Origin of the sequence: Streptomyces omiyaensis (genome assembly GCF_014650895.1) — a bacterium.
Lineage (GTDB): Bacteria > Actinomycetota > Actinomycetes > Streptomycetales > Streptomycetaceae > Streptomyces > Streptomyces omiyaensis.
In genome coordinates, this window is the sequence record NZ_BMVV01000009.1 from 281676 (window position 1) to 306409 (window position 24734).

The window sequence follows — 24734 nt, forward strand, 5'->3', positions numbered from 1 at the left end:
GGCGGCGGACCCGTTCGGGACGGCGGACCCGCTCCTGACGGCGGACCCGCCCCGGCCGGCCGGTGGGACCGGCCGGCCGGAGCGGGTCGCGGGAGCCGGGCTCAGGCGGTGTGGAGCCGCAGGCCGTACCGGCCCAGGATCTCGTTGACCGGCTGGAACCACGTCTCGCCGCCGGAGGAGCAGTTGCCCCAGCCGCCGGAGGTGACGCCCTGGGCCTGGTCGCCGCTGAGGAACGAGCCGCCGGAGTCGCCGCCTTCGGCGCAGACGCTGGTCTTGGTCATCTGGTGCACGGCACCCTGGCTGTAGTTGACCGTCTGGTTCTTCGCCAGGACCGTCCCGCAGTGCCAGCGGGTGGTCGAGCCGGAGCGGCAGACGGACGCCCCGACCGGCGCCTCGCCCGAGCCGCGCACCAGCTGGTCGGGCACCGTGCCCCAGCCGAGCACCACGGGCACGGTCCACCAGCCGCTGTGGATCGAGACGTACGCGTAGTCGTCACCGGGGAACGACGAGCCCTGGAAGGTGCCCATCGCGGACCCGTCCCAGCCGCGCACCGCCGCACCGGCCCGCCCGCAGTGGCCGGCCGTCACGAAGCCGCCGTGGACGGAGAAGCCGATCGAACAGCGGACGTTGCCGGTGTAGTACGGGTCGCCGCCGACGGTGCCCGCCGCGTACGTACGGGGTGCCTGGGCCGTCTCCGCCACGGTGACGAGGCCCCCGGCCAGGGCCTCGGCCCGCTCCACGTAGGACCGCACGGCGGCCGTCCGCCGTTCGGTGCCCACGACGTCGACGACCACGCTGTTGGACCTCGGGTCGACGTGCCAGCCGGCCACCCCGGCGGGCGCGCGGAGCGTGTCGAGACGGGCCTTGGCGCGGTCCAGCGCCGCGGCGCTGTGCCTGACCAGCCGGGTGTCGGCGCCCAGGGCCCGCACCTCCGCCTCCTCGGCCCGGTCGGTCACGGCGACGACGAGCCTGCTCGTCGCCGGGTCGAACCACGAACCGGCGTAGGCGGCGCCGGCGCCGGCGCGGGCGGCCTTCTCCACGTCCGCGGCGGCCTTCTCGGCGCGCAGCCGCTCCTCGGCCTGGGCCGGGGTGAGCCCGAGGTCCCGGTGCATCGCGTCGAGCAGTCCGGCCGAGGCGGGGGCCGCGGCGGTGGTTTCCGGAACCGGGGCGGCGTTCGCCGCGCCGGCCTGGGCCGCGCCCAGACCGGCCGTCAGGAGCAGGGCGGCGAGGGCTGCGCGCAGGGGGGTGGTGCGTTTCACGGGGCCTCCTGGTGTGGGGGAGTCAAACGCTGAGAGCGCTCTCAAGGAACGCGACCGACACGCTAGCGGGCTCTGCTTGTCAGGTCCATACCAAATTTCGGCCTACCGGGACGGCGCGCGAAGCCGGAACGCGCCCCGGCTCCCTCCGCGAGGCCGGGCGCCCGCCCTTTCCCCGGGCCCTCGCCGCGCGCCCCGCCCCTCGTGCCTTCCCCCGCGCGCCTCCCCCTCGCGCCGCCTCCCGGTCGATGCACGATCGATGCGACTGGTGGCGGCGGTCGCCGCGAGGGACGGTGGAGGCCCGACGGCGGAGGGCCGTCGCGTACTTCCGGGAGTGGCCATGAGCGTGCCGTTCGTACCCCCCGAAGAGACCCCGCCCGCGGAGGGCTCCACGTCCTCCGCCCACCCGGACGGCGCCGACGGAGGCATCTGGGAGCACCCGATGATCTGGGTCTCCCTCATCGTCGCCGGTGCCGTGCTCGGCAGCCTCTTCTTCCTCTTCCGGTTCCTCGGCTTCTGAGGGAACCGCGCCGGGGACTCCGCGCCGCGCCGACGTCCGGCGCGTGCGGCCGGGAAGGCGCCGGACGCACAGCCGGCGACCGCGCCGCCGCCCCGCCACCGGTCATCCGGAAGGGCGTCCGCAACGAATGAAAGGTGACGCGACCGGATGTGGTGAGTGCCATGACCGACGAGGAATTCCTCCACCTCCTGGAAGAGGCGAGGAAAGAGGCGCGCAGGACCGTCCTCCCCCCTGCCGCCGCGGAGGGCGACTCGCGCTACGAGCGTCTGGGACGCCACGCCGAGGCGGGGGCGAGCGCACACTGAACGCGCCACCGGACGCGGGGAGCTGACGGTGCGGCACGACGCGCACGGCAGCGGTCTCCCCCGGGACGGCACCCCTGGGGAGAGCGTCCCCGCGGGCACGGACCGAGCCCCGTCGGGCAGCCGCACCGCCCCTCCCTCCGGCCCGCGCCCGGGTGACGGCGGATCCGCTCTTCAGGCGCCGATGGGGATGACGCCCAGGGGTTCGGTGGTGGGCTGGGCGGAGCCGCCCGAGGGCTCGACGGTGATGCCGACGGCGACCGCGTCGCCCAGCGGGCTGTCGAGGACGCGGGTCTCCCGCCCGCCGGTGCCCTCCAGCAGGCCCGCCGGGCGCAGGTCGCCGGCCTTCCCGGCGTACCAGAGTTCGTACACCTTGTCGCTCGGCAGCGTCGGGAGGTCGCGGGCGGTGAACGCGGCCGTGGCCCGCTCGCGGGAGACGACGACCGCCGCCCGCGTCCCGTCGGAGAGCTCACCGGTGTACACGGTCGCGTCGGGCGCGGTGAGGACGTACGCGAAGGCTCCGCCCGCGGTGCGGGCCTCTTCCCGGGCCTGCGCCGCCTGGGAGCGGGCCTCCTCGGCCTCCTGGTGCTCCCGGACGGCGACGGCGCCGAGCACGGCCGCCGCCGCGACGCTCGCCGCGAGCGCGAGACGCAGGCCGCTTCGGCGGAGGGAGCGCCCGCGGGGGCGGGCGGGGGGCCGGTGCTCCTGCGGGGTGCGGGAGACCCGCTCCAGGACGCGCGCCCGCAGCTCCCCGGGAACCGGGGCGTCCTCGGCGGCCGCCAGCCGGGCGGCGGTCCGCTCGTGCGCGGTCACGTCCCGGCGGCAGGTCGCGCAGCCCGCGAGGTGGTTCTCGAAGGCGGCTTCCTCCGCGGGCGGCAGGGCGTGCAGGACGTACGCCGCGGCGTCGAGGTGCGGATCCTCCCGCGCCGTCATGATCCGGCCTCCATGCAGGCGCGCAGCCGGTCGAGGCCCTTGCGCATGCGGGACTTGACCGTCCCCTCGGGCGTGGACAGCGCGTGCGCCACCTCGACGTAGGTCATGCCCTGGTAGTAGGCGAGCACCAGCGGCACGCGCTGGAGGCGTTCGAGGGCCTTCAGGCAGTGGTGGACGCGGCGGCGCTCGTCGCTGTTCTCGACGGTCTCGGCGACCTGGTCGAAGTCCCGGTCCGCCGACAGCATGCCGGCCCGCACCTCGCGGTCCCTGCTCGCCTGGACGGAACGCACCCGGTCCACGGCGCGCCGGTGGGCGAGGGTGAGCACCCACGCCTTCGCCGTGCCGAGGTCGGGCCGGAAGCGGCCCGCCGTCCGCCACACCTCGATCATGACGTCCTGGGTCACCTCCTCGGCCTGGCCGGCGTCCCGCAGGATCCGGCAGGCCAGCCCCATCACCGGCCGGGCCAGCGCGTCGTACACGTCGGCGAACGCCTTCCGGTCGCCGTCGGCCGCCCGGAGCAGGAGAGCGTCGAGGTGCGCGTTCGTCTCGGGTGCGTGAGGCAATGGTCGTCCCTCGTCGTGCCTCTGGTGGCCCGTCGTCCGGCCGTGCGGCCGGGCCGCCCCTCCTGGGCCGCCCGACCGGTCCGACTCTGCCGTCTCCGGCGCGGTCGCGCCGTGCGGCCGGGCCGACCGGGTGAGCCGAGGCCGGGACGGGAGTCCGTCGCGGCGCTCTCCGACGGCCGTGTCCGGACGCCGAGGGCGATACGAGGGCCACGGCCGCTCCCCGGAGACGGGAACCTCCTGTGTGAGGGGTTCGTAGCCGTCCCGTGCGCGGATGACCGGCCGAGGAATACGTGCGACCGGCCGAAGGAGAGGGGCGACCGCCGGGCCGGAGCCGCCCCGCCCCGCTTCCGTACGGCTCCGCTCCCGCCCCGCCCCGCTCCCGTGCGCGATTCCGGCGCTTCCTCATCCGCGGGCGGCCGGGCTCCGAACCCCTGGTGACCCCGCACGGCGGGCGGGCCGTCCGAACCGAACGGCACCGCCCGGCGCGCTCAGGCAGTCGATCCATCGAGGGAGGTGCGTCCGATGACCGCGTCCATGCGCGCCCGTCGTCTGGTGGCGAGCGCCGCGGCGACGGGAATGCTGGCAGGCGGCGCCGCGCTCGGCATGTCCGGCACGGCCACCGCGGCACCCGCGCCCACGTCCGTCTCGACCGTCGTGGCCGGTGACCGTCACGACCACCACGACCGTCACGACCGGTGCGAGTGGAAGAAGGGGCACTGGGAGAAGAAGTGGGTGAAGGGCCACTGGGAGAAGAAGCGGGTCCACCACAAGACGTGGCACCCCGGCCATCACGACAAGCAGGGCGACTGGCACAAGGGCCACTGGAGCCACGACCGCTCGTACAAGTGGGTCTACGTCCCCGCCCACTGGGACCACCACTGGGTGAAGGGCCACTGGGACTGCCACCACCGGTGACCGACGGACCCGAACCCCGGTGAGGCCCGGCCCGGGCCCCACCGGGGGCACGCGTACCTCGGCACGCACGTCACCAGGGACGTGCGTGCCGAGGTACGCGTGCCACGGGGGCCGGGCGCTCCTGCGGGCGTGTGCTCCGCGGAATGTCTGCCCCGTGAACGCCTGCCCCGAGCGGGGCGAACGCTCTCAGACCGCGCCCGACCCGAGGTCCTCCAGGACCGCCCGTGCCGCCCGCGCCCCCGAGGACAGGGCGCCCTGGAGGGAGCCGGTGGCCCGGTGGTCCCCGCACACGTACCTGCCGGGTGCCCACCGCACGGTCCGGGACAGCGGCGTCGGGCCCGGCATCGCGGGCAGGGCGTCGGTGACCGTGACCCGGTGGACCGGCTCCCAGCCGCTCGTGTCGGCGCCGTACACCTCGCCCAGGGCGCGCAGGACCGCGGCCGTCTCCGCCGTGTCGGGGGAGCCGAGCACCGAGGTGGACACCAGGGCCCGGCCGTCGGTGGAGAAACCCGGCTGGACGGCGGTGAGGACGCAGGTGTTGAGGAAGCGGCGGCGGGAGTCCACGACCAGGACGGGTTCCTCCAGCGGAGGCCGGTCGGCCGCGTGGTAGAGCGTGGTCACGATCCGGCCCTCCGGGACGCGGAGCCCCGGCAGCAGTCCGGCGGCGACCCGCTGCCCGGTGGCGACGACCACGGCCCGCGACGGCACCTCGCCGCCGTCCGCGAGGACCACGCCGTCCGGCGTCAGGGCGGCCACCGGGGTCCCGGTCCGCAGCACGTGGCGCGGCAGCCGCGCGGCGAGCTGGGCGGGCACCGCCCCGATCCCCTCGGCCGGCAGGCAGAGGGTGCCGCGCAGCATGCTCCGCCAGACCAGGTGGAAGAAGCGCGCCGAGGTCTCGAGCCGGTCCTCCAGGAACACCCCGGACAGGAACGGGCGGAAGAAGGTCTCCACGAGGTCGGGCGAGACGCCCGCCGCGGCCAGGGCCTCGCGCGTGGTGCCGTCGGTGCCGCGCCGGAGCACGGACGCCGGCGCCAGGGTGTCGCGGGCCGACAGGACCGACAGGGCGAGGAGGTCGCGGCCGGAGGCGAGCCGCCCCCGGAGCAGGTCCCCGCTCTCCTTCGGGCGCCGGCTGGGATCGGTGAACCGGCGCAGCCCGCCGCCGGTGTCGACGAGCACCCCGGGGGTGAACGGCCGCAGTCGCAGCGCCCGGAGTTCCACGCGGCGCTTGACCTGGGGGTACGAGGTGTTGAAGACCTGGAAGCCGCGGTCCGCGGTGAATCCGGCCACCCGGTCGGTGCGCATCCTCCCGCCGGGCGCGTCACCGGCCTCCAGGAGGAGGACCCGCAGGCCCTCCGCGCACAGGTCGCCGGCGCAGGCGAGGCCCGCGGCCCCCGCCCCGACGACCACCGCGTCGTACGGTCCGTCGTGCGTCGCCTTCTGCATGCCGCCCTCTTTCCGTCTCCCGGATCTTCCGGGTCTTCCGGGTCTTCCGGTCTTCCGTCTTTCCGTTCTCCGCGCGATCTCCGGCCGCGACCGGACCCGCCCCCGCACGTCCCCTCGGCGCGTGCCCCGTCGGGGCCGGTCACGGCGGGGAGTCCCCCCGTACGTCCTGCCGCTCCCGCTCCTGCTCCAGGAGGGCGGCCAGGTCCGGCAGCCTGTCGAGGCCCCGCACCGCCCGGGACATGCGGGCGTTGCGGCCGAACGCGGCGCGGTTCCGGTGGAGGAAGGCCCAGTACCCCGCCGTGAACGGGCAGGCGTCCTCGCCGACGCGCCGGTCCGGCCGGTAGGGGCAGGGCCCGCACAGGTCGCTCATGCGGTCGATGTAGGCGCCGCCGGAGGTGTACGGCTTCGTCGTCATCCTGCCGCCGTCGGCGTACTGGGACATCCCGAGCACGTTGGGCAGCATCACCCAGTCGTACCCGTCGACGAAGCTCCGGTGGAACCAGTCCGTCACCGCGGCGGGGTCCCAGCCGCGCTGGAGGGCGTAACTGCCGAGGACCATCAGGCGCGGGATGTGGTGGGTCCATCCGGTGTCCCGGACCTGCCGCAGCGCCGTCGCCACGCACCGGGCCGACACGGCGTCCGCGTCGAGGGCGTCCCACCAGTCGGGCAGGGAGGCCGTGTGGCCGAGCGCGTTCGACGCCCGGTACTCCTCGCCGAAGTACCAGTACAGGTGCCACACGTACTCGCGCCAGCCGGCGATCTGCCGGACGAACCCCTCGACCGAGTTGAGCGGCGCGTCCCCCGCCCGCCAGGCCGCCACCGCCCCCTCCACGCACTCGACCGGGTCGAGCAGCCCGAGGTTCAGGGACGAGGACAGCAGGCTGTGGCTCATCGTGCCGTCGCCGGCGAGCACGGCGTCCTCGTACGCCCCGAACCCCGCGAGCCGGTGGCTCAGGAAGCGCCGCAGCGCCGCCAGCGCCCCACGGCGGTCCGCCGGGAAGGAGCGCGGACCGTCGCGGCCGACGAAGGAGACGTCCCCGTCCCGCTCCCAGCGGTCCAGGTCGCGGCGGACCTCCTCGTCCACCGCGTCCTCCCGGGGGCGGTGGGGCGCGGGCACGCCGAGCGTCCGCGCCCCGCGCGGCGGCGGCCGGCGGTTCTCGTGGTCCAGGTTCCAGGTGCCTCCCGCGGGCTCGTCGCCCTCCATCAGCAGGTCGTGGTCGCGGCGGACCTGCCGGTAGAAGGCCTCCATGCGCAGCGTGCGCTGTCCGCCCGCCCAGGCGGCGAACTCCTCCGGCCGGACCAGGAAGCCGCGCGGCGGCAGCACCGTCACGCGGTCGAGCGAGCGCACCAGGCGCAGCGCCGCCCGCGAGGTCGGATGGCACACCGTCACCCGCCCGCGGCCCACCGCCTTCCGCAGCCCTTCCCGGTAGGTGTCGGCCCGCACGTACGTGACCCGGTCGCCGAGCTCGGCGGCGCGGTGCCGCATCGCCGAGAGGATCAGGTGCGCCTTGGCCCGGTGGAAGCGGCGCCGCCGGAAGACGGCCCGCGACTCGATCATCACCACGGGCGCGTCACGGTCCGGACCGCCTTCGTCCGGCGAGAGGAAGGACGGCCCGAGCTGGTCGCCGAAGAGCCAGTGCGTGTGCGTCATGCCGCATCCGTCCGTACGTGGGCGCCTGGGGACGCGGTGCTCCGTCGCACCGCCCCTTCCCCCTTCACCGCGGATGCGTCCGGCGGATGCGGCGGATGCAATGGCTGCGTCGGCTGCGGCGGACGCGGTGGAGTCGGCGGACGGGTCGGGTGCGTGGGGCCTCGGCCGGGATGGAGGCGTCCGTCCGCGTCCACCCGCATCCGCGACCCTCCGCCGGGCGAAGTTGCTGGAGAGGCATCTCTACGCAAAAGATCTAAAATCGTATCCTCACCCTTCATCGGAGGCCCTCATGGCCCGCTCCTGGGAACTGCAAGGACGAACCGCGGTCGTCACCGGCGCCGCCCGTGGCCTGGGCGCCGGTCTGGCCCGGCACCTCTCCCGGCGCGGCATGCGGGTCGCCCTGCTGGGCAGGGAGCACGCCACGCTCGCCGCGGTGGCCGACACGCTCGGCACCGAGAGCCACATCGTGGAGGTCGACGTCACCGACGACGCGGCGATGCGGCGGGCCGCCGAGGACATCACGCGGACCTTCGGCCCGCCGTCGGTGGTCGTCGCCAACGCGGGAGTCGCCGAAGGGGGTCCCTTCGAGAGCTCCGACCCGGACACCTGGCGCCGTGTCGTCGAGGTCAACCTCGTCGGCAGCGCCGTCACGGCGCGCGCCTTCCTTCCCGGGCTGCGCTCGACCCGCGGGTACTTCCTCCAGGTCGCGTCGACCGCCGCCTTCGGCTCGGCCCCCATGATGAGCGCCTACTGCGCCTCCAAGGCGGGCGTCGAGGCCTTCGCGCGCTCCCTCCGGGCCGAGGTGGCGCACCGGGGCGTGGGGGTGGGGGTGGCGTACCTGCACTGGACCGACACCGACATGGTCCGCGACGTCGACGACCACGCCGTCCTCCGGGAGCTGCGCGGGCACATGCCCGCCCCCGCGCGCCGGGTCTACCCGGTCGACCGGGTCGCGTCCTGGCTGACCCGGGGCGTCGAACGGCGCGCCGCCTCCGTCTACGCCCCGCCGTGGCTGCGGCTCGCCCAGGCCGGGCGCCCCTTCTTCCCGGTCGTGGTGGACCTGCTCTCCCGGCGGGAACTGCCCCGGCTCATGCGGGAGCACGAGTTCGAGCAGACGGGCCTGCTCGGCACCGGCGGTCGCGTGGAGGAGGCGATGATGGGCCACTCCGCGGCCGGCCGCGAGAAGGACCGCTGACCGGAGCCGTCCGCGGCCGATCGGCTCCGTCCGGTTTCGGGCGGGATCGCCCGGATCGGCCCGTGACCCGGATCACACTCCTCCCGCATCCGCGCCGCGGCGAGGGAGGGAAGAGAGGGTGTCCGGCGGCTCGTTCCGCTCGGCGGGGGAGGGTCCGCGAAACCCGTTTCGCCTCGTGGTTCAATGTGTCTCGATCATTGAGATAGTTGATTGTTGAGAGATACTCGGGGAGTTCTCCATGTCCACACCCACGCGCTGGGCGAGCAGGCTGCTGCCGCTCCTGGTGCTCGTCGTCTGGCTCGCCATCGGAGGCGGGCTCGGTCCCTACGCCGGGAAGCTCGGCGAGGTGGCCACCAACGACCAGGCCGCCTTCCTGCCCCGCAGCGCCGAGTCGACCCGGGTCCTCCAGGCCCAGGAGGCGTTCCGCCAGGAGGAGACGCTTCCCGCCCTGGTCCTGTGGACCGCCGAGGGCGGCGGCCCCGTCGCCCCCTCGGCGCAGGCCGAGGCCACCCGCTCCCTCGCGGCCCTCACCGGTACCGAGGGCGTGGTCGGCGCGCCCTCCCCCGCCTTCCCCTCCGAGGACGGAGAGGCCCTGCGGGGCGTCGTCCAGCTCCGGACCGACCTCGGCGACGAACTGCCCGCCGTGCTGGAGCGGATCGACGCGGCGGCGTCCGGGGTCCCGGGCACCGAGGTGTGGCTGGGCGGTCCCGCCGCCACGCAGGCCGACCTCGGCGACGCCTTCGCGGGCATCGACGGCCTGCTGCTGGTCGTCGCCCTGGCGACCGTCCTGGTGATCCTGCTGCTGGTCTACCGGAGCGTCCTGCTCCCCTTGCTGATCATCGTCGGCGCCGTCTTCGCCCTCGGCCTGGCCTGCGCCGTCGTCTACGTCCTGGCCGACCACGACATCGTCCGGGTCGACGGCCAGGTGCAGGGCATCCTGTCCATCCTGGTCATCGGCGCCGCCACCGACTACGCCCTGCTGCTCGCCGCGCGCTACCGCGAGGAGCTGGGCGCGCGCGACGGCGACCGCGTGCCGGCCATGCGCGCCGCGCTCAGGCAGTCCTTCGGCCCGATCGTGGCCAGCGCCGCCACCGTCGCGCTCGGCCTGCTGGCCCTGCTCTTCAGCGACCTCACCAACAACCGCGCCCTCGGCCCCGTCGGCGCCATCGGCATCGCCTGCGCCGTCCTCAGCGCGGTGACGTTCCTCCCCGCCGCCCTCGTCCTCCTCGGCCGCGCCGCGTACTGGCCGGCCCGCCCCCGGCACACCCCCGACGGCGAGGCCGCCCACCCCGTCTGGCGCAGGGTCGCGGCCCTCGTCGACCGCGCGCCGCGCAAGGTCTGGGCGGGTTCCCTCGCGGCACTGCTCGCCTGCGCCGCGTTCTCCTTCACCCTCGACTCCAAGGGCGTCCCGCTCGACGAGATCTTCGTCAAGGACGCGCCCTCCGTCTCGGCCCAGGAGCGCCTGAGCCGGCACTTCCCGGGCGGCGCCGGCAACCCGGCCGTCGTCATCGCCGACGCGGACGCCGCGGAGCGGGTCCGCACGACCGCCGAGGGCGTCGACGGCGTCGACTCCGCGACGCTCTTCGCCGTCCCCGGCACCTCGGGGCCGCTCGTCGCCGACGGGCGCGTCCGCGTCGACGTGACCCTCACGGACGCCGCGGACTCCGACGCGGCCAAGCGGACCGTCGCCGCGCTGCGCACCGCCCTGCACGCCGTCCCCGGGGCGGACGCCCTCGTCGGGGGCTCGACGGCCCAGCAGTACGACACCCAGGTCACGGCCGAACGCGACCGGAAGCTCATCGTCCCCGTCGTGCTGGCGATCATCCTGGTGATCCTGGTCGGCCTGCTGCGCTCACTGCTGCTGCCCGTGCTCCTGGTGGCGACGGTCGCCCTCAACTTCCTGGCGACGCTGGGCGTCGCGGCCCTCGTCTTCGAGCACGTCCTCGGCTTCACCGGCACCGACTCCGCCGTCCCGCTGTACGGATTCGTCTTCCTGGTCGCCCTCGGCGTCGACTACAACATCTTCCTCATGTCGCGGGTGCGGGAGGAGACGGAGCTCCACGGCACCCGCGAGGGCCTGCGGCGCGGCCTGGTCGCCACGGGCGGTGTCATCACCTCGGCCGGTGTCGTCCTCGCCGCGACCTTCGCGGCGCTGGGCGTGATCCCGCTGGCGTTCCTGGTCCAGATCGCCTTCATCGTCGCCTTCGGCGTCCTGCTCGACACGCTGGTCGTCCGGTCGCTCCTCGTGCCGGCCCTCGTCCGGGACATCGGCCCCACCGTCTGGTGGCCGGGGGCGCTGCGCAAGCGCCCCTGACCCGCGAGGCCCGGTGCCCGTCCCGACGCGCGGTCCGGCGTGCGGCGGGGCGGGCCCTCGATCGGAGATCTTCTTTCCTTTACAGTGTTGTAGAAGATCGGGCCCCACCGGCCGGTCCCGCCCGGATCCCGTCCCGCGACGCCCGGGATCCCCCTCCCCGGACGAGTGAGGAGCGAGCGACCCGCAATGGGTGAGCCTCCCAGTAGGAGCCGTGCCACCGCCTGCCCCGACGCGTCGAGCCGGGGAACGGGGGTGGCACGGTGACCGAGGTGCTGCTCCTCCTGCTCGCGCTCGTCCTCACCCTCGCGTGCGCCGTCTTCGTGGCGGCCGAGTTCTCCCTCACCACCGTCGACCGCGGTGAACTGGAGCGGGCCGCCGAGGCGGGGGAGCGCGGCGCCGAGAGCGCGCTGCGCGCCGTCCGCCGGCTGACCGTGCAGCTCTCCGGCGCCCAACTGGGCATCACCGTCACCTCCCTGGTCATCGGCATGCTCGCCGAACCGTCCCTGGCCGCGCTGCTGCGCGGCCCGCTGGAGGCGATCGGCCTCGGCGCCGCGGCGCCGCCCGTCGCGACCGTCCTCGGAGTGGCGGTCTCCACCGTGGTCCTCATGGTCGTCGGCGAGCTCGTGCCCAAGAACTGGGCGATCTCCCGGCCGCTGGCCGTCGCCGAGGTCGTCGCCGGACCGCAGCGCGTCTTCACCGCGGCCTTCGGCCCCTTCATCCGGCACCTGAACGGCACCGCCAACCGGTTCGTGCGCCGCTTCGGCCTGGAGCCGGCCGAGGAGCTGCACACCGTGCGGACCCCCGCCGAACTGGCCTCCCTCGCCCGGCACAGCGCGGCGGAGGGAGCCATCGAGGCGGATTCGGCCGAACTGTTCGTCCGGACGCTCCACTTGGGCGAGCTGACCGCCGAGAACGTCATGACGCCCCGCGTGGACGTCCACGCGCTGGAGGCGCGGGCCACGGCCGCCGACGCCGCCGACCTCACCCACGCCACCGGCCTCTCCCGCTTCCCGGTCCACCGGGGGAACCACGACGACGTGATCGGGACCGTCCACATCCGCGACGTCCTCGCCCTGCCGCCGGAGGAACGGTCCACCACCCCGGTCGCCGCCCTCGCCACCCCGCCGCTGCTCGTGCCCGAGACGCTGCCCGCCGACCGGCTCCTTGAGCGCCTGCGGGCCCACCGGGGCATGGCCGTCGTGATCGACGAGTACGGCGGCATGGCCGGCGTGGCGACCGTCGAGGACATCGTCGAGGAGGTCGTCGGCGAGGTGCGCGACGAGCACGACCCGGTGGAGGTGCCCGACCTGCTGCCCGCACCGCCCACCGACGACGGCCGGGCCACCTGGGAGGCCGACGGGGGCGTACGGATCGACCAGCTGGCCCGGATCGGGCTGCGGGCGCCGGCAGGCCCGTACGAGACGGTCGCCGGCCTCGTCGCGACCCGCCTCGGCCGCATCCCGGCCGAGGGCGACGTCGTCCTGCTCGGCGGCTGGCGGCTCGACGTCCTCGACGTCGAGCACCACCGGGCGGACCGCGTCCACCTCACCGAACCCGCCCCCGCCGCCGAGCCCGAGGACGCCGGAGCGGCCCGATGACCGCGCTCCAGCTCACCATCGGCTTCCTCACCCTCCTGACGAACGCCTTCTTCGTCGGCGGCGAGTTCTCCCTGATCTCCGTCCGCCGCAGCCAGATCGAGCCGTCGGCCCGCGAGGGCGACCGGCGCGCCCGCATGACCCTGTGGGGCCTGGAACACCTCTCCGCCCTCCTGGCCACCGCACAGCTCGGCATCACCGTGTCCTCGCTGGTCCTCGGCGCGGTCGCCGAACCCGCGATCGCCCACCTCCTGGAGCCCCTCTTCGAGGCGGCCCACGTGCCGCACGGCCTCGTGCACCCGATCGCCTTCGCCCTCGCCCTCGCCCTGGCGACGTACGCGCACATGCTGATCGGCGAGATGGTCCCGAAGAACATCGCCCTCGCCGCCCCGGTGCGGACCGCGCTGCTCCTCGGGCCGCCGCTCGTCGCCCTCACCCGCGCGCTGCGGCCGGTCGTCTTCGGCATCAACGCCTTCGCCAACGTGCTGCTGCGCCTGCTGCGGGTCGAGCCGAAGGACGAGGTCGCCGCCGTCTACACCGACGACCAGCTCGCCCGCATGGTCCAGGACACCAGCGAGGCCGGACTCCTCTCGCCCGCCGACGGCGAACGCCTGCGCGACGCCCTGGAACTCGGCACCCGCCCGGTCGGCGAGCTCGTCGTCCCCGTCGCGCGGATGGTCACCGTGGACCACCGCGTCACCCCGGCGGTCCTGGAACGCACGGCGGCCCGCGCCGGCTACTCCCGCTTCCCGGTCACCGGCCCCGCCGGCGCCGTCCTCGGATACCTCCACATCAAGGACACCCTCGGCGTCGCGGACCGCGACAGGCCCTTCCCCCGGACCGCGCTCCACGCCGTCACCCGGGTACGGATCGACACCCCGCTCGACGACGCCCTCACCGCCCTGCGCGCCGCCGGCAGCCACCTGGCCGCCGTCACCGGCGAGTCCGGCACCGTCGTCGGCTACGTGACGATGGAGGACCTCCTGGAGGAGCTGGTCGGGCCCGCCACCGTGTGACCCCCGACTCCCGACCCCCGCCCTCACCCCACACCCACCACCACCCCGAGCCCGATGACCGCCCCACGAAGGAGCCCCTGCTTGTCCGCCAGAACGACGCGTCCCGTCCCCCCGAAGGGATGCGACCGCCGATGAACGCCGCTCTCGGCCTCCTCGCCGTCCTCGTGCTGACCGCCGGCACGGGCTACTTCGTGGCCCAGGAGTTCTCCTACGTCGCCGCCGACCGCCTCGCCCTCGCCCGCGAGGCCGAGGCCGGCGACAAGCGGGCGGCCCGCGCGCTGAAGGTCCTCGAACGCCTCTCCTTCATGCTGTCGGGCGCCCAGCTCGGCATCACCGTCACCGGCCTCGTCGTCGGCTTCCTCGCCGAGCCGTCCGTCTCCGCGCTCCTGAGGCCCCTGCTCGACGGCACCGGCCTGTCGGACGGGGCGGTGTCGGCGATCTCCGTCGTCCTCGCCTTCGTGGTCGCCACCGTCCTCCAGATGGTCCTGGGCGAACTCGCGCCGAAGAACCTCGCGCTGGCCGTCCCCGAGCGGCTCGCCAAGGCGCTCGCCCCCTCCACGCTCCTCTACCTGAAGATCGTCGGACCGGTCGTCCGCGTCTTCGACGGGGCCGCGAACGGGCTGCTGCGGAAGGCCGGGATCGAGCCCGTGGAGGAGCTGCACCACGGCGCGACCCTGGAGGAGCTCAGCCACCTCATCGGGGAGTCCCACGAGCAGGGGCAGCTCCCGGCCGACACCGCGGAGCTCCTCGACCACGCGCTGGAGTTCTCCGAGCGGACCCTGGACGAGGTCATGGTGCCGCGCGCCGACGCCGTCTTCGTCCGCAAGGAGGCCACGCTCACCGAGGCCGTCGAGCTGATCGCGCGGCACGGGCACTCCAACTACCCCGTCCTCGGCGACCACCCGGACGACGTCGCCGGCGTCCTCGGCGTACGCGACCTCGCCCGGCTGCCCGCCGACCGCTTCGACGCCGTCACCGCGGGGGAGGCCGACCGCGCGCCGCTGCTGCTGCCCGACACGCTGCCGCTGCCGCAGGCGGTGGCCCGGATGCGGGAGGCGGACGACGAGTTCGCCGTCGTCCTGGACGAGCACGGCGGCGTCGCGGGCGTCGTCACGTACGAGGACATCGCCGAGGAACTGGTCGGCGACATCGCCGACGAGAGCGACCGGGTCGTCGCGCTCGCCGTTCCGGACGGCGACGGCTGGCGCGTCGACGCGGGCCGCCGCCTCGACGAGATCGAGGACGCCACCGGCATCGCCCTCCCCGGGGACGACGACTACGACACGGTCGCGGGCCTGATCATCGACCGGCTCGGACGCTTCCCGACCATCGGCGACGGACTCACCGTCGACGACGTCCGCATCGACGTCCTCAGCCTCGACCGCCACGTACCGGGACGCGTCCGCCTCGAACGCCTCCCGTCGACCGCCACGGCCGAGGAGGCCCAGGCATGAGCTTCCCCATGGCCCTCTTCGTCACCGTCCTGCTGCTCATCGGCAGCGGCTTCTTCGTCGCCGCCGAGTTCGCGCTCGTCGCCGCCAAGCGCCACCGCATCGAGAAGGCGGTCGCCGACGGCCGGCGCGGCGCGAAGGCCGCCCTCGCGGGCATGCGCGAGCTGTCGCTGATGCTCGCCGGGGCCCAGCTCGGCATCACCCTGTGCACCCTGGGCCTCGGAGCCATCTCCAAGCCCGCCATCTCCCACGAGCTCGACCCGCTGCTCGTCGGGCTCGGCCTGCCGCCCGCGCTCAGCTACGGCATCGCGTTCGCCGTCGCCATGACCGTCGTGGTCTTCCTCCACATGGTCCTCGGCGAGATGGCGCCCAAGTCCTGGGCCATCGCCCACCCCGAGCGCTCCGCCATGATCCTGACCCCGCCGTTCCGGGCCGTGGTCAAGACCGTCCGCCCGCTGATCTGGGTGCTGAACAAGGTCAGCAACGGCCTCGTCCGCCTGTGCCGCGTCCAGCCGCGCGACGAACTGGCCGCCGTCCACAACCGCGAGCAGCTCACCCACCTCGTGGAGGAGTCCGAGCGCCTCGGTCTGATCAACAGGACCGACTCGCAGCTCATCACCCGCTCGCTCACCGAGCCGCAGACCCCCGTGGCCGCGCTCCGGACCCCGGCCGCCGACATCGTCGCCGTCCCGGCCGACGCGGACCTGGACGCGATCCTCGGCCAGGCGTCCGACAGCGACCGCTCCCGCCTCCTCGTCCGCGACGGGGACGCGATCCTCGGCTCGGTCCACACCCGGGACGTCCTCGTCGCCCGCACCCGCGGCAGGGAGCTCACCGCCCGCGACCTCGCCCGCCCGGTGCCCGAACTGGCCGCCACGGAAACGGTCTCCGGCGCGATCGAACAGCTCCGCAGGCGCCGCGCGTCCCTCGCGCTCGTCCGCGACGAGACGGGCGAGCTCACCGGTCTGGTCAGTCTGGACGACCTCCTGGTCCGGATCATGGGCCCGCAGACGATCTGATCCCCGCCCGACTCCGGCCACTTTCGGACGACGTTGGCGGAGAACGGACGGCGGACCTCACGGGAGGCGCGTCCTCACCTATCCTCTACAAGCGTGTAGAGGTGCCGTGGGCCGCGCCTCTCGGCCGTCCGCGGGTCCGTCGTGCCCCGGCCGGCCCCGCCCGGGCCCACCCGTGAATCCGAGGTGACCCCGCATGACGGACGACGCGCCGGACTGGGAAACGGCACTGCTCTCCGGAGGTCCCGCCGACGGCGTCAGCGTGCGGGTCCAGGGCCGCCCGGGCCTCGTCCAGGTGACGTACCCCTGCGAGGTGGACGAGCCGAGGGGCGGCATGCGCGCGACCGCCGTCTACGTCTACCGCCGCGAGGGCCGGCCGCCCGGACCGCTGCGGTACGGCTACGACCCGGCCGCCCCCTGACCTCGGAAAGTCCCACCCGCCCCGCTCGCGCAGGCCCGCCACACCCCTAGTCTTCTACACGTCTGTAGACGAAAAGCGGATCCGTGTCGAACGCGGTCCCGCACCAGCAACTCGAAGGAGTGAACGCCCGATGGTGTTCAAGCGTCTGCTCGGCTCACTGGGCGTCGGAGGCCCCTCGGTGGACACCGAGCTCGACCCGGGCGCGGCGACGCCCGGCGGCACCGTCACCGGCCGGGTCCGCCTCCGGGGCGGCACCGCCGACTTCACGATCGAGCACATCACCCTGGAACTCGTCGCCCGCGTCGAGTCCGAGCAGGGCGACGAGGAGTCCGAGGGCGTGGTCGTCTTCCACCAGCACGTCGTCGCGGGCGGCTTCCGCCTGGCCGAGGACGAGCACCGCAGCGTGCCGTTCTCCTTCGCCCTGCCGTGGGAGACCCCGATCACCGAGCTGTACGGGCAGGGCCTCGGCGTCTCCCTCGGCGTCCGCACCGAACTCGGCGTCGCCGGCGCCAGGGACAAGGGCGACCTCGACCCCCTCGCCGTACGCCCCCTCCCCGCCCAGGAAGCCGTCCTGGAGGCACTGGGACAGCTCGGCTTCGGCTTCACCTCCGCCGACCTGGAGCTCGGCCGCATCGGCGGCACGGGCCAACAGCTCCCCTTCTACCAGGAGATCGAGCTGGCCCCGGCGCCCCGGTACGCCCACCTGGCCGAGGAGATCGAGGTCACCTTCCTCGCCGGCCCCGCCACCCTGGACGTGGTCCTGGAGGCCGACAAGCGCGGCGGCCTCTTCTCCGAGGGCCACGACACCCTCACCCGCTTCACCGTGGACCACGACGACGCCGGCCGCCTCGACTGGAACACCGAGGTCGACGCCTGGATCGGCCACCTCCTCCAGCACCGCACCACCCACGCCCCGCACGAGCCCACGGGCGGCGCGCTCTTCGCCCGGAGCACCCACGGGACCCACGAAGGCCACGCCCACCACTCCGCCCCCGGCACGGGCACGGCGATCGCCGCGGGCGCCGCGGGCCTGGCCGTCGGCGTGGCCGGCGGCCTGGTCGCCGCGGAGGTCGTCGACGAGGTGGGCGACTTCTTCGAGGGCGACGAGGACGAGGCCGAGGCCGAGGAGGAGTAGACCGGGGACGAGCGGCAGGGAGGGCGGGCAGGGGAGGGGGGCGCCGGGACGCCCCGCTCCCGAGGCCCCGGCAGCCGCCCCGGACTCCCGCGCCTCCTCCCGGGATGACAGGATGTCCGGCCATGGACGAGGACCCGGAAGACCCCGCGAAGGACCGAGGCATTCCCGAACCGGCCGAATTCTTCCGCGCCTTCGGCCTCCTGGGGTTCCTCGGAGGACTCGGAGGGCCGGGCGCCCCGGCTGTCTTCGACGTCCTGGACGTCTTCGGCGTCGATGCCGACTGGCCGGAGTCGCGGCAGTTCACGGGGCACGGCCACGACCGGACCACCGGCGACGCCCACGTCTCCCTGTGGTTCGGGTCTCCGCTCTTCGACGCCGAGGTCCCCCACGTCACGGTGTTCAGCGGCTCCTCCGGCAACCCGGAGAACGACGAAGCCCTGGAGCGGGCCTTCGGGACCTGCCCCCACCCCGACGGGGAAGCACCGGTCGCGCCGCCGCCCTCCCGGCCCGTCACCCTCACCGCGGACGGACGGGCCCTCGCCTTCGAGCTCTGGCGTGCCGGTGACGGGGAGCGCTGGGTCGCTCGGGGACGCGTCGGCGACACCGTCGTCGTCCTGTCCGGCGCCGGGACCGAACCCGGCGAGCTCCGCCTGACCCGCGTGACCGGCCCGGCCGGGTTCACGACCCCCTTCGCGCCTCTCGGGTGACGGCACGGCAGGGGGGCGGGCGGCGCGGAGCCCTCCTACCAGCGGTTGCGCGCCTCCTCGGCCCAGCCGACCAGCCCGTCCAGGCTCGTCTCGGTGCCGTCGTCGGTCAGGGCCCGCCCGGAGAAGTGGCCGAAGCACTGGTGCGTCTCGCCGGCGACGACGCCGAGGTTCGTCCGGGCGACCCGCTCGTGGAACGGGCGGAACCGGACCTCCACCCGCTCCCCGCTGATCCGCCAGGGACGCAGCCAGTCCGAGCGGTCGTAGCTCCAGCGGAGCTCCTCGCCGATCTTGTGCAGCCGGCCGTCGACGAAGAGCGCGTTCTCGGTGACGCCGGTCCCCGCGGTCCACTTCCCGCCCAGCTGGATCGCCCGCCCCGGGGCCGCCCCGGCCGCCCAGTTCCACGTCATCGCGTACGGCCACCTGCCGCGACCGTGGTCGAGGACCGCGAACGACCCGGCTCCGCCCACCTCGTGGGTCCGCCCCCGCACCGTCAGGGTGCCGTGCACCGGACGCCCGACGTCCTTGACCGTGTACTGGAACCGGGTGCGGCTCCACGGCACGACGACGCCGAGCGACTCGTGCCCCTCCGGGAGCGGCACCTCGACGTCGAGCCGTACGCCGCCCCCCGCCGCCCGGATCGAGGAGCCGTCCGGGCGCTGGCGGATCGTCACCTCCAGCCCGCCGCCGCGCACGGACACCTCGCCCTCCCCGCTGCGCGCGGGGAAGCGGACCCCGCGGGCCAGCGGGACCACGGCGTCGACCGTGGTCTCCCGGCCGGTCGCGCGCTCCAGCACGTAGAGCCCGTGCACGCCCGCGTAGTCCAGGGACGAGGCGACCAGGCCGACGACGTGGTCGGGGGTGACGACGCCCCAGTACTCCCAGCGCTTCGTGCGTCCCCAGCCGCGCAGGTTGGCGAGGTGCAGGGGCCGCCGGGTCCAGCCGACCGAGGCGGGGTTCAACCGCCCGTCGGGAAGGCACAGGTCCACGGGGGAGGTCAGCTCCGGCTCGTGCGTCATGCGCGCAGGGTAGCCCTGCCCCGCCTGCCCCGCCTGCCCCGCCTGCCCCGCCTGCCCCGCCTGCCCCGCCTGCCCCGCCTGCCCCGCCTGCCCCGCCTGCCCCGCCTGCCCCGCCTGCCCCGGCCGCGGAGGCCGGGACGTCGGCGGGCCCCGTCGGCGAACCCCGGGAGCGGACCCCGTAGACGCCCCCCGCCACCCGGAAGCCGGTGTGGCCCGTCGAGGAGTCCGGGGTGTCGGCCGTCCGCGCCGAACAGCGGCACCGGTTGCCGTACGAGGCGTGGCACAGGTGCGGGCCGCCGCGCAGGGCCCGGGCGGGGGAGCCGGGCGCGAAGAGGTCGGCCGTCCGCTTCCGGACGTTGCCGACGGCGTGGCACAGTCCGTGGCCGTCGGGCGCGAGCGCGCGCACGGGGCGGTGCCGACCCCGGCCGTCGGACGGTCGGGGAAGCCGCCGCGGAAGGTCACCGCACGGTCCGGGACCGGCGGTTCGTCGCCCCACGGGCGGCGGGCCCGGTCGAGGCCGCCCCGGGCGGCGTACTCCCACTCCGCCTCGGTGGGCAGACGGGTGCCGGACCAGGCGCCGTACGCCTGCGCGTCGCGCCGGGGGACGTGGGTGACGGGGTGGTCGAGGCGGTCGTCCGAGCGGGACCCGGAACCTTCCGGCTCCCGGTGCCAGGCCCCCGGCACCGCAGGCCACCCGTCCGCCCCGGGCACGGGCACGGCCCGTTCGCGCGCCGCGGCGGTGACGCCACCGCGGAAGACGAAGGAGGCGCCGAAGCGCTCGGCGTCGTCAGGCCGTGCGGTCGGCGGCCAGGGCGGCCGCGAGCCCGGGGATCCCGAGGGCCCGTTCGTCCGCGGGCGTGGCCTGGTGGAGGCTGTTCCGCAGCTGGTACGGGTCCGCCCGCAGGTCGTAGTACTCGCGGAACTTCACCTGCCCCGTGCCGCTCACGGTGCCGGCGGCGTTGGTGTGCAGGTCGTAGTACTCCGTGTACTGGCGGTCCTTGGCGACATACGACGACCAGGTGTTCTTCGCGGCCGTCCCCGAGCCCTGCCGCCACCACTCGACGAGGAGGTGGTCGCGGGCGTGGGGGCCGAGCAGCGAGTGGCCGTCGTGCGGGGTGTCCGGGGTGATCCCGGCCGCGTCGAGGACGGTGGGGGCGATGTCGATGTTCGCCACGATGCGGTCGTCGGTGGTGCCGCCGCCGAGCCCGCCGCCGGGCCAGGAGAGGTAGAACGGCACCTCGTGGGCGGGCCGGTAGGGGACGGCCTTGCCGGTCAGGCCGTGGTCGGCCCAGTTGAACCCGTTGTCGCCGATGTAGACGACCAGGGTGTCGTCGAGCTGCCCCAGGGCCGCCAGCTTGTCGCGGAAGGACTGCACGGCGTCGTCCACCGAGCGCAGGGCGCGCAGTTGCTTGGCGCGGACCAGGCGGCCGTCCTCGAGCGTCTGGGTGGCGTCGCGGACGTACGCGGGCTTGTCGCTGCGGTCCTCTTCGGGGACGGAGGGGCGGCCGTCCCAGGCGGGGACCTCGGTGCCGGCGTACTCGGGCTCCGGCGTGAAGGGGCCGTGCGAGGCGTACGGGGTGACGCAGGCGAACCAGGGACGGCTGTCGGTGCGGGACTTGTCGAGGAAGGCGAGGGTGCGGTTCCTGATCACGGTGGTGGCGTAGCCGGAGATGGTCCGCACGGTGCCGTTCACGTTGAACGTGCCGTCCGTGTACGACGGCCGCAGCAGCGCGAACTCCTCGAAGTGCGGCGGGTTGTCGGCGACGTCCCAGGCGTTGAGGTACTTGCCGAACAGCCCCGTCCGGTAGCCGGCCTGGCTCAGGTACCGCTGGAGGGTGGTGTGCCGGTCCAGCGCGGGGGAGGTGCTGTTGTTGCGGACGCCGTGGTTGTGGGCGAAGCGGCCGGAGAAGACCGAGGAGCGCGACGGCGCGCACAGCGGGGTGGTGGCGTGCCCGTTGCTGAAGCGCACTCCCCGGCCGGCCAGCCAGGCGACCGTCTTGGGCGTGGCCCACTCGGTCTGCTTGGGCTGGTCGTCGGTGACGATCAGCAGCACGTTGGGCCGGTCGGGGCCGGCGGCCCGGGCGGGCGGGGCTGCGAGCGCGGGCAGGACGGTACCGGCGGCGACGGCGGCCGCGGTGCCCAGGACCCCACGACGGCCGGGACCGGACAAACTAGACGTGGCCATGACAGTAACGACCTCTCGTCGGTGTGCGGGATCGGCGGGAAGCAAACCGGGAAGGGGCGGCAAGGCAAGAGAGGAGAGCCGGGAAGAAATGCCGAGAAGGAGGCTGTGGGCGCACCCGGGCGCGTTCCATGCGCGGGGCACGAAGGGTTCGTTGCCGCGATGTTGCGAGGCCGTCGCCCCGGAGGACTGCCGCACGACGCGCCGGGCCGCTACCGTGGTGGTATGGCACGGGAACTCCGCATCGAGATCAGCGACGAGGCGTACGAGGCGCTCCAGCACGCCGCCGCCGCGAGACACGTGGCCGCAGAGGACTACGCGGAGCGGGTGCTGGACGCCGACCTCACCCGGACCCGCTTCCTCGACGGCGCCCGCCACGTCGTCGCCCGGCACGGCGACGCCTTCGCCGCGCGCTACGGCCGGTCCGCCGCGTCCGGCACCGACGCCGCCTGACCCGGGGACCGGTAGATGATCCTCCAGGTCGACCTGGCCTGGCTCCTCGACATCGCCCAGAAGGTCATCCCCGGTGATCCGAGCATCACGGACTGGGGATCCCTCGAAGCGGCCCGCTCCCGCCACTCCTTCCACGTGATGGACACGCCGGTCTACGACCGGCCCCACCACCGGGCCGCGGCCCTGCTGCACCAGCTCGTCCGCGTACCCGCCCTGGAGCACTCCAACGAGCTGTTCGCCGTGGCGGTCGCCGTCGGCTACCTCCAGGCCTCCGGCGAACCGGTCGACTTCACCGGCCAGGACGCCATCGACCTCGTCGACGAGACCCTCACCGGCGAAGCGGGCGTACGCCGGATCGCGGCGGTCCTGAAGACCTGGACCACCTGAGACGTCCGCCCGGTCCGCCCTCCGCTCCCCCCCCCGTACCGCCGAGCGGGTACGGGCGATCGCCGTCGTCGGGGCGAGGCGCCCGCCGCGCCCCGCCACGGATCGGGCCCGGACCTGCTTCGACTGAGGGGAACAGGCTCCGGACCCCTCCCGACCCGGCAGACGGTCCTCCTCACCCCCGCCGACGAACGCGTCCTCCTCCAGGCCTGGGAGGTCCTGGAGGGGCAGGACGCCCGGCGGACCCCACCGCGGCCGCCCTCCGACCGCTCCACCCCGCCTACGGAACGACCTCCGGCCAGTGGCGCCGCCACGCCCGACAGGCACACGACCTGCCGGGCGGTCCACCGGCCGGCGCCTAGAAGACGCCGCCGTACTGGGACTCCGCGAGCGCGGCGGCGCGCTGGTCGCGGAAGTTCGTCACGTACGCGTCGTGCATCTCGGGGCCGACGTACTTCACCAGCGCCTCGTCGTTGGCGGTGAGGGCCAGCCCGGTGTACGGATGGCTCCCGGTGAACACCAGCTTCTGATCCTTCACACCCTTGTACGAGCCCTCGATCAGCAGGTACTTGGTGTGGGTGGTCGTCCCGGAGACCTCGGGCGCGGCCGGGTTCCTCACCTCGTCGTTCGCCAGGCGGTGGAGGGATATCTTCCCCTTCGCGGTCGACCGCGTCAGCCAGTACGCGGTCTCCCGGTGCGTGCCGACGGCCGCGTAGTCGGAGAGCTTGCCGTACACGACGTCGACGTAGCAGCCCGCGTCGGCGAGCGTCCACAGCTTCTCCGCCACGGCCGGCCGCGAGATGTGCCCGTTGGCGATGCGGATCACGGTGCGGCCGTCCGCCGTGCCGTGCCCCGGGGTGTTCCCGTGGCAGACCGGAGCGGTGGTCCCGTCGGCGTTCGGCACGCGGGTCTCGACCATGCTCAGGATGTTCTCGACGACATCGGTGGAGGAGCGGGGGAAGAAGTAGCCCTTGGCCTGCCCGGCCTCCACGTCGATCGCCAGATCGCTCACCGTTCCCGACCCGTCCGGCCGCGCCTGCGAAGCGGCCATCAGGTCGAAGTAGCGGACGTACCCGGCGTGCAGGGCGGCGTTGTCGGCGACGGTCATCGCGTCGTTCCAGCCGGACTCGCGGTCCCAGGCGGTCAGGTTGCCGGAGGACTGCACCACGATGTTCTCGACCACCGCGCCCGTGGTCGCCGAGCCGCTGCCGGTGGACCGGGAGAAGAGGAAGAACTTGTTGTGGTTCACGCCGCTCGTTCCCGCGGCCAGGCACGGCCGGCCCGCCGCGCACACCCGGAACCACGACGTCTGGCCGGGCGCGGCCTGCGTCGCGAAGGCGCCCTGGAGCTTGTCGCGGACGGTCTTCCCCGACGTCCCCATCCACGCCGCGCCGACCGTGGTGTCATCGACGAGGACCTGCACGTTCACGTTCCGCTGGTGCGCCTTCACCAGCTGGTCGGCGAGCCAGGACGACCCGAACGCGTACAGGGATATGCGGATGGTCGACCCGCTGGGGGCACCGTTGACGAGCCGCCCGAGGTGGCTGAGGATCGCGCCCTGCTCGGCGGTCGTGCCGTTCGGCTTGTTGAAGACGACGCCGGTCCTCACATACGTCTCGTCCTGCGCGGTCGCGGCCGGCGCGCCCACCCCGACCAGTCCCACGACGAGAAGCCCGGCAAGAAACCTGTTCTTGATCATTCCCGCCACCCTAGCCCCGTCCCCACGCCCACTCACCCCACGCCCGATCCCTGAGAAACCTCGACGGTCCCGCTTCCCATCGCCGTTCCTCTCCGGGAGGGACACCGCGCTCCCCGGACCGGTCACGAGCCGAAGTTGACATGGACTGCACCCGATCCGTAGTGTCCTCCGAGCTGTCCGACAGTGAGCACCGACTCCGGTCGGCCCCGGACAGCGATTCCGCAAGAACCACCGAGCCTGACGGCCGCGATTCGTCGCGCCCTCCTGCTTTCCGTGTGTTTTTGCGAAATGAGGAATCCGTGTTCGAAGTCCGGGCGCAGCCCCGATTCGCATCGGGAGCAGGGAATCCGCTAAAGTCTCACTCGTCGGAACGGCCCAACAGCCGGGAAGGCGAATCCCGCTGACTGGGAATCAGACACTGAAAGGATCTGATAGAGTCGGAAAGCGCCGGAAGGCCCCGAGTAAATCGAATTCGGGACCGGAAAGCACCGAGGAAATCGGGTCGGAAAGATCTGATAGAGTCGGGAACGAAGGAAGCGCCCGGAGGGCCCGGAAACGGGAACGAAG

Annotated in this window: 22 protein-coding genes and 1 pseudogene; 14 read left to right on the forward strand and 9 right to left on the reverse strand. The window is 74.3% G+C overall.

Annotated features, from left to right (window positions below):
• Positions 1-101 precede the first annotated feature (101 nt).
• Entirely contained in the window at positions 102-1259 is a 1158-nt protein-coding gene (locus IE287_RS18040) for a S1 family peptidase (protein WP_189850072.1), read from the reverse strand.
• Positions 1260-1596: 337 nt separating this feature from the next.
• On the opposite strand from IE287_RS18040, the gene IE287_RS18045 reads away from it, so the two are divergent.
• Positions 1597-1776, forward strand: coding sequence for a DUF6480 family protein (locus IE287_RS18045; RefSeq protein WP_189850073.1), 180 nt, complete (start codon positions 1597-1599; stop codon positions 1774-1776).
• A 161-nt stretch (positions 1777-1937) separates the two neighbouring features.
• On the forward strand, positions 1938-2081 hold the full coding sequence (locus IE287_RS18050; RefSeq protein WP_189850074.1) for a hypothetical protein: 144 nt from the start codon (positions 1938-1940) through the stop codon (positions 2079-2081).
• Positions 2082-2252: 171 nt separating this feature from the next.
• Here IE287_RS18050 and IE287_RS18055 read toward each other — a convergent pair whose 3' ends face one another.
• Entirely contained in the window at positions 2253-3011 is a 759-nt protein-coding gene (locus IE287_RS18055) for an anti-sigma factor (RefSeq protein WP_189850075.1), read from the reverse strand.
• Positions 3008-3574, reverse strand: a complete 567-nt coding sequence (sigK, locus tag IE287_RS18060) for an ECF RNA polymerase sigma factor SigK (protein ID WP_189850076.1) — start codon at positions 3572-3574, stop codon at positions 3008-3010. The genes IE287_RS18055 and sigK overlap by 4 nt, the downstream gene beginning before the upstream one ends.
• Positions 3575-4096: 522 nt before the next feature.
• Here sigK and IE287_RS18065 point away from each other — a divergent pair.
• The gene (locus IE287_RS18065; protein ID WP_189850077.1) at positions 4097-4489 is read left to right on the forward strand and encodes a hypothetical protein; all 393 of its coding nucleotides are present in this window, start codon (positions 4097-4099) and stop codon (positions 4487-4489) included.
• A 186-nt stretch (positions 4490-4675) separates the two neighbouring features.
• On the opposite strand, the gene IE287_RS18070 is transcribed toward IE287_RS18065, so the two are convergent.
• Both IE287_RS18070 and IE287_RS18075 read right to left on the reverse strand, forming a co-directional pair.
• On the reverse strand, positions 4676-5932 hold the full coding sequence (locus IE287_RS18070; RefSeq protein ID WP_189850078.1) for an NAD(P)/FAD-dependent oxidoreductase: 1257 nt from the start codon (positions 5930-5932) through the stop codon (positions 4676-4678).
• 139 nt (positions 5933-6071) lie between these two features.
• The gene (locus IE287_RS18075) at positions 6072-7583 is read right to left on the reverse strand and encodes a cryptochrome/photolyase family protein (protein WP_189850079.1); all 1512 of its coding nucleotides are present in this window, start codon (positions 7581-7583) and stop codon (positions 6072-6074) included.
• A gap of 289 nt (positions 7584-7872) precedes the next feature.
• Between IE287_RS18075 and IE287_RS18080 the strand changes: the two genes are divergently transcribed.
• The 9 genes from IE287_RS18080 to IE287_RS18120 all read left to right on the forward strand — a co-directional run bounded on the left by IE287_RS18080 (position 7873) and on the right by IE287_RS18120 (position 18433).
• Complete coding sequence (locus tag IE287_RS18080; RefSeq protein ID WP_189850080.1) at positions 7873-8778, forward strand: SDR family oxidoreductase; 906 nt, start codon at positions 7873-7875, stop codon at positions 8776-8778.
• 238 nt (positions 8779-9016) lie between these two features.
• On the forward strand, positions 9017-11092 hold the full coding sequence (locus tag IE287_RS18085; protein WP_189850081.1) for an MMPL family transporter: 2076 nt from the start codon (positions 9017-9019) through the stop codon (positions 11090-11092).
• Between the two features lie 260 nt (positions 11093-11352).
• Positions 11353-12690: a hemolysin family protein gene (locus tag IE287_RS18090; RefSeq protein ID WP_189850082.1), complete on the forward strand. Its 1338-nt coding sequence runs from the start codon at positions 11353-11355 to the stop codon at positions 12688-12690.
• Positions 12687-13703 (forward strand): hemolysin family protein, encoded by a 1017-nt coding sequence (locus IE287_RS18095; protein ID WP_189850083.1) that lies wholly within the window; start codon positions 12687-12689, stop codon positions 13701-13703. The genes IE287_RS18090 and IE287_RS18095 overlap by 4 nt, the downstream gene beginning before the upstream one ends.
• Before the next feature lie 131 nt (positions 13704-13834).
• On the forward strand, positions 13835-15157 hold the full coding sequence (locus tag IE287_RS18100; protein WP_189850084.1) for a hemolysin family protein: 1323 nt from the start codon (positions 13835-13837) through the stop codon (positions 15155-15157).
• The gene (locus tag IE287_RS18105) at positions 15154-16173 is read left to right on the forward strand and encodes a hemolysin family protein (protein WP_189850085.1); all 1020 of its coding nucleotides are present in this window, start codon (positions 15154-15156) and stop codon (positions 16171-16173) included. The genes IE287_RS18100 and IE287_RS18105 overlap by 4 nt, the downstream gene beginning before the upstream one ends.
• A 193-nt stretch (positions 16174-16366) precedes the next feature.
• Entirely contained in the window at positions 16367-16591 is a 225-nt protein-coding gene (locus IE287_RS18110) for a hypothetical protein (RefSeq protein WP_189850086.1), read from the forward strand.
• 130 nt (positions 16592-16721) lie between these two features.
• Positions 16722-17726 carry a sporulation protein gene (locus IE287_RS18115; RefSeq protein WP_189850087.1) on the forward strand — a complete coding sequence of 335 codons (1005 nt, stop codon included), beginning with the start codon at positions 16722-16724 and terminating at the stop codon, positions 17724-17726.
• A 122-nt stretch (positions 17727-17848) separates the two neighbouring features.
• Complete coding sequence (locus IE287_RS18120) at positions 17849-18433, forward strand: hypothetical protein (RefSeq protein WP_229883553.1); 585 nt, start codon at positions 17849-17851, stop codon at positions 18431-18433.
• A gap of 35 nt (positions 18434-18468) precedes the next feature.
• Here the strand turns inward: IE287_RS18120 and IE287_RS18125 are convergent, their stop codons facing one another.
• The 3 genes and pseudogenes from IE287_RS18125 to IE287_RS18135 form a co-directional block, all read right to left on the reverse strand.
• The gene (locus IE287_RS18125; protein WP_189850088.1) at positions 18469-19449 is read right to left on the reverse strand and encodes a DUF2804 domain-containing protein; all 981 of its coding nucleotides are present in this window, start codon (positions 19447-19449) and stop codon (positions 18469-18471) included.
• A gap of 202 nt (positions 19450-19651) precedes the next feature.
• Positions 19652-20190: pseudogene (locus IE287_RS39625) on the reverse strand (SUMF1/EgtB/PvdO family nonheme iron enzyme); the annotation flags it as partial.
• Positions 20191-20236: 46 nt separating this feature from the next.
• A complete protein-coding gene (locus tag IE287_RS18135) occupies positions 20237-21634 on the reverse strand; it encodes a sulfatase family protein (protein ID WP_189850089.1) in 1398 nt (465 codons plus the stop codon).
• 222 nt (positions 21635-21856) lie between these two features.
• On the opposite strand from IE287_RS18135, the gene IE287_RS18140 reads away from it, so the two are divergent.
• Together IE287_RS18140 and IE287_RS18145 are read left to right on the forward strand one after the other, a co-directional pair.
• Positions 21857-22084 (forward strand): hypothetical protein, encoded by a 228-nt coding sequence (locus IE287_RS18140; RefSeq protein WP_189850090.1) that lies wholly within the window; start codon positions 21857-21859, stop codon positions 22082-22084.
• Between the two features lie 15 nt (positions 22085-22099).
• Positions 22100-22471: a fic family toxin-antitoxin system, toxin component gene (locus tag IE287_RS18145; RefSeq protein ID WP_189850091.1), complete on the forward strand. Its 372-nt coding sequence runs from the start codon at positions 22100-22102 to the stop codon at positions 22469-22471.
• A gap of 355 nt (positions 22472-22826) precedes the next feature.
• On the opposite strand, the gene IE287_RS18150 is transcribed toward IE287_RS18145, so the two are convergent.
• Complete coding sequence (locus IE287_RS18150; protein ID WP_189850092.1) at positions 22827-24167, reverse strand: phospholipase D-like domain-containing protein; 1341 nt, start codon at positions 24165-24167, stop codon at positions 22827-22829.
• Between the last annotated feature and the right edge of the window lie 567 nt (positions 24168-24734).

Coding starts and splice junctions, on each gene's coding strand:
- IE287_RS18140 (WP_189850090.1), top strand. CDS start 21,857: ATGGCACGGGAACTCCGCATCGAGATCAGCGACGAGGCGTACGAGGCG.
- IE287_RS18075 (WP_189850079.1), bottom strand. CDS start 7,583: ATGACGCACACGCACTGGCTCTTCGGCGACCAGCTCGGGCCGTCCTTC.
- IE287_RS18135 (WP_189850089.1), bottom strand. CDS start 21,634: ATGGCCACGTCTAGTTTGTCCGGTCCCGGCCGTCGTGGGGTCCTGGGC.
- IE287_RS18145 (WP_189850091.1), top strand. CDS start 22,100: ATGATCCTCCAGGTCGACCTGGCCTGGCTCCTCGACATCGCCCAGAAG.
- IE287_RS18045 (WP_189850073.1), top strand. CDS start 1,597: ATGAGCGTGCCGTTCGTACCCCCCGAAGAGACCCCGCCCGCGGAGGGC.
- IE287_RS18125 (WP_189850088.1), bottom strand. CDS start 19,449: ATGACGCACGAGCCGGAGCTGACCTCCCCCGTGGACCTGTGCCTTCCC.
- IE287_RS18080 (WP_189850080.1), top strand. CDS start 7,873: ATGGCCCGCTCCTGGGAACTGCAAGGACGAACCGCGGTCGTCACCGGC.
- IE287_RS18150 (WP_189850092.1), bottom strand. CDS start 24,167: ATGATCAAGAACAGGTTTCTTGCCGGGCTTCTCGTCGTGGGACTGGTC.
- IE287_RS18065 (WP_189850077.1), top strand. CDS start 4,097: ATGACCGCGTCCATGCGCGCCCGTCGTCTGGTGGCGAGCGCCGCGGCG.
- IE287_RS18105 (WP_189850085.1), top strand. CDS start 15,154: ATGAGCTTCCCCATGGCCCTCTTCGTCACCGTCCTGCTGCTCATCGGC.
- IE287_RS18100 (WP_189850084.1), top strand. CDS start 13,835: ATGAACGCCGCTCTCGGCCTCCTCGCCGTCCTCGTGCTGACCGCCGGC.
- IE287_RS18115 (WP_189850087.1), top strand. CDS start 16,722: ATGGTGTTCAAGCGTCTGCTCGGCTCACTGGGCGTCGGAGGCCCCTCG.
- IE287_RS18070 (WP_189850078.1), bottom strand. CDS start 5,932: ATGCAGAAGGCGACGCACGACGGACCGTACGACGCGGTGGTCGTCGGG.
- IE287_RS18095 (WP_189850083.1), top strand. CDS start 12,687: ATGACCGCGCTCCAGCTCACCATCGGCTTCCTCACCCTCCTGACGAAC.
- IE287_RS18120 (WP_229883553.1), top strand. CDS start 17,849: ATGGACGAGGACCCGGAAGACCCCGCGAAGGACCGAGGCATTCCCGAA.
- IE287_RS18110 (WP_189850086.1), top strand. CDS start 16,367: ATGACGGACGACGCGCCGGACTGGGAAACGGCACTGCTCTCCGGAGGT.
- IE287_RS18055 (WP_189850075.1), bottom strand. CDS start 3,011: ATGACGGCGCGGGAGGATCCGCACCTCGACGCCGCGGCGTACGTCCTG.
- IE287_RS18085 (WP_189850081.1), top strand. CDS start 9,017: ATGTCCACACCCACGCGCTGGGCGAGCAGGCTGCTGCCGCTCCTGGTG.
- IE287_RS18050 (WP_189850074.1), top strand. CDS start 1,938: ATGACCGACGAGGAATTCCTCCACCTCCTGGAAGAGGCGAGGAAAGAG.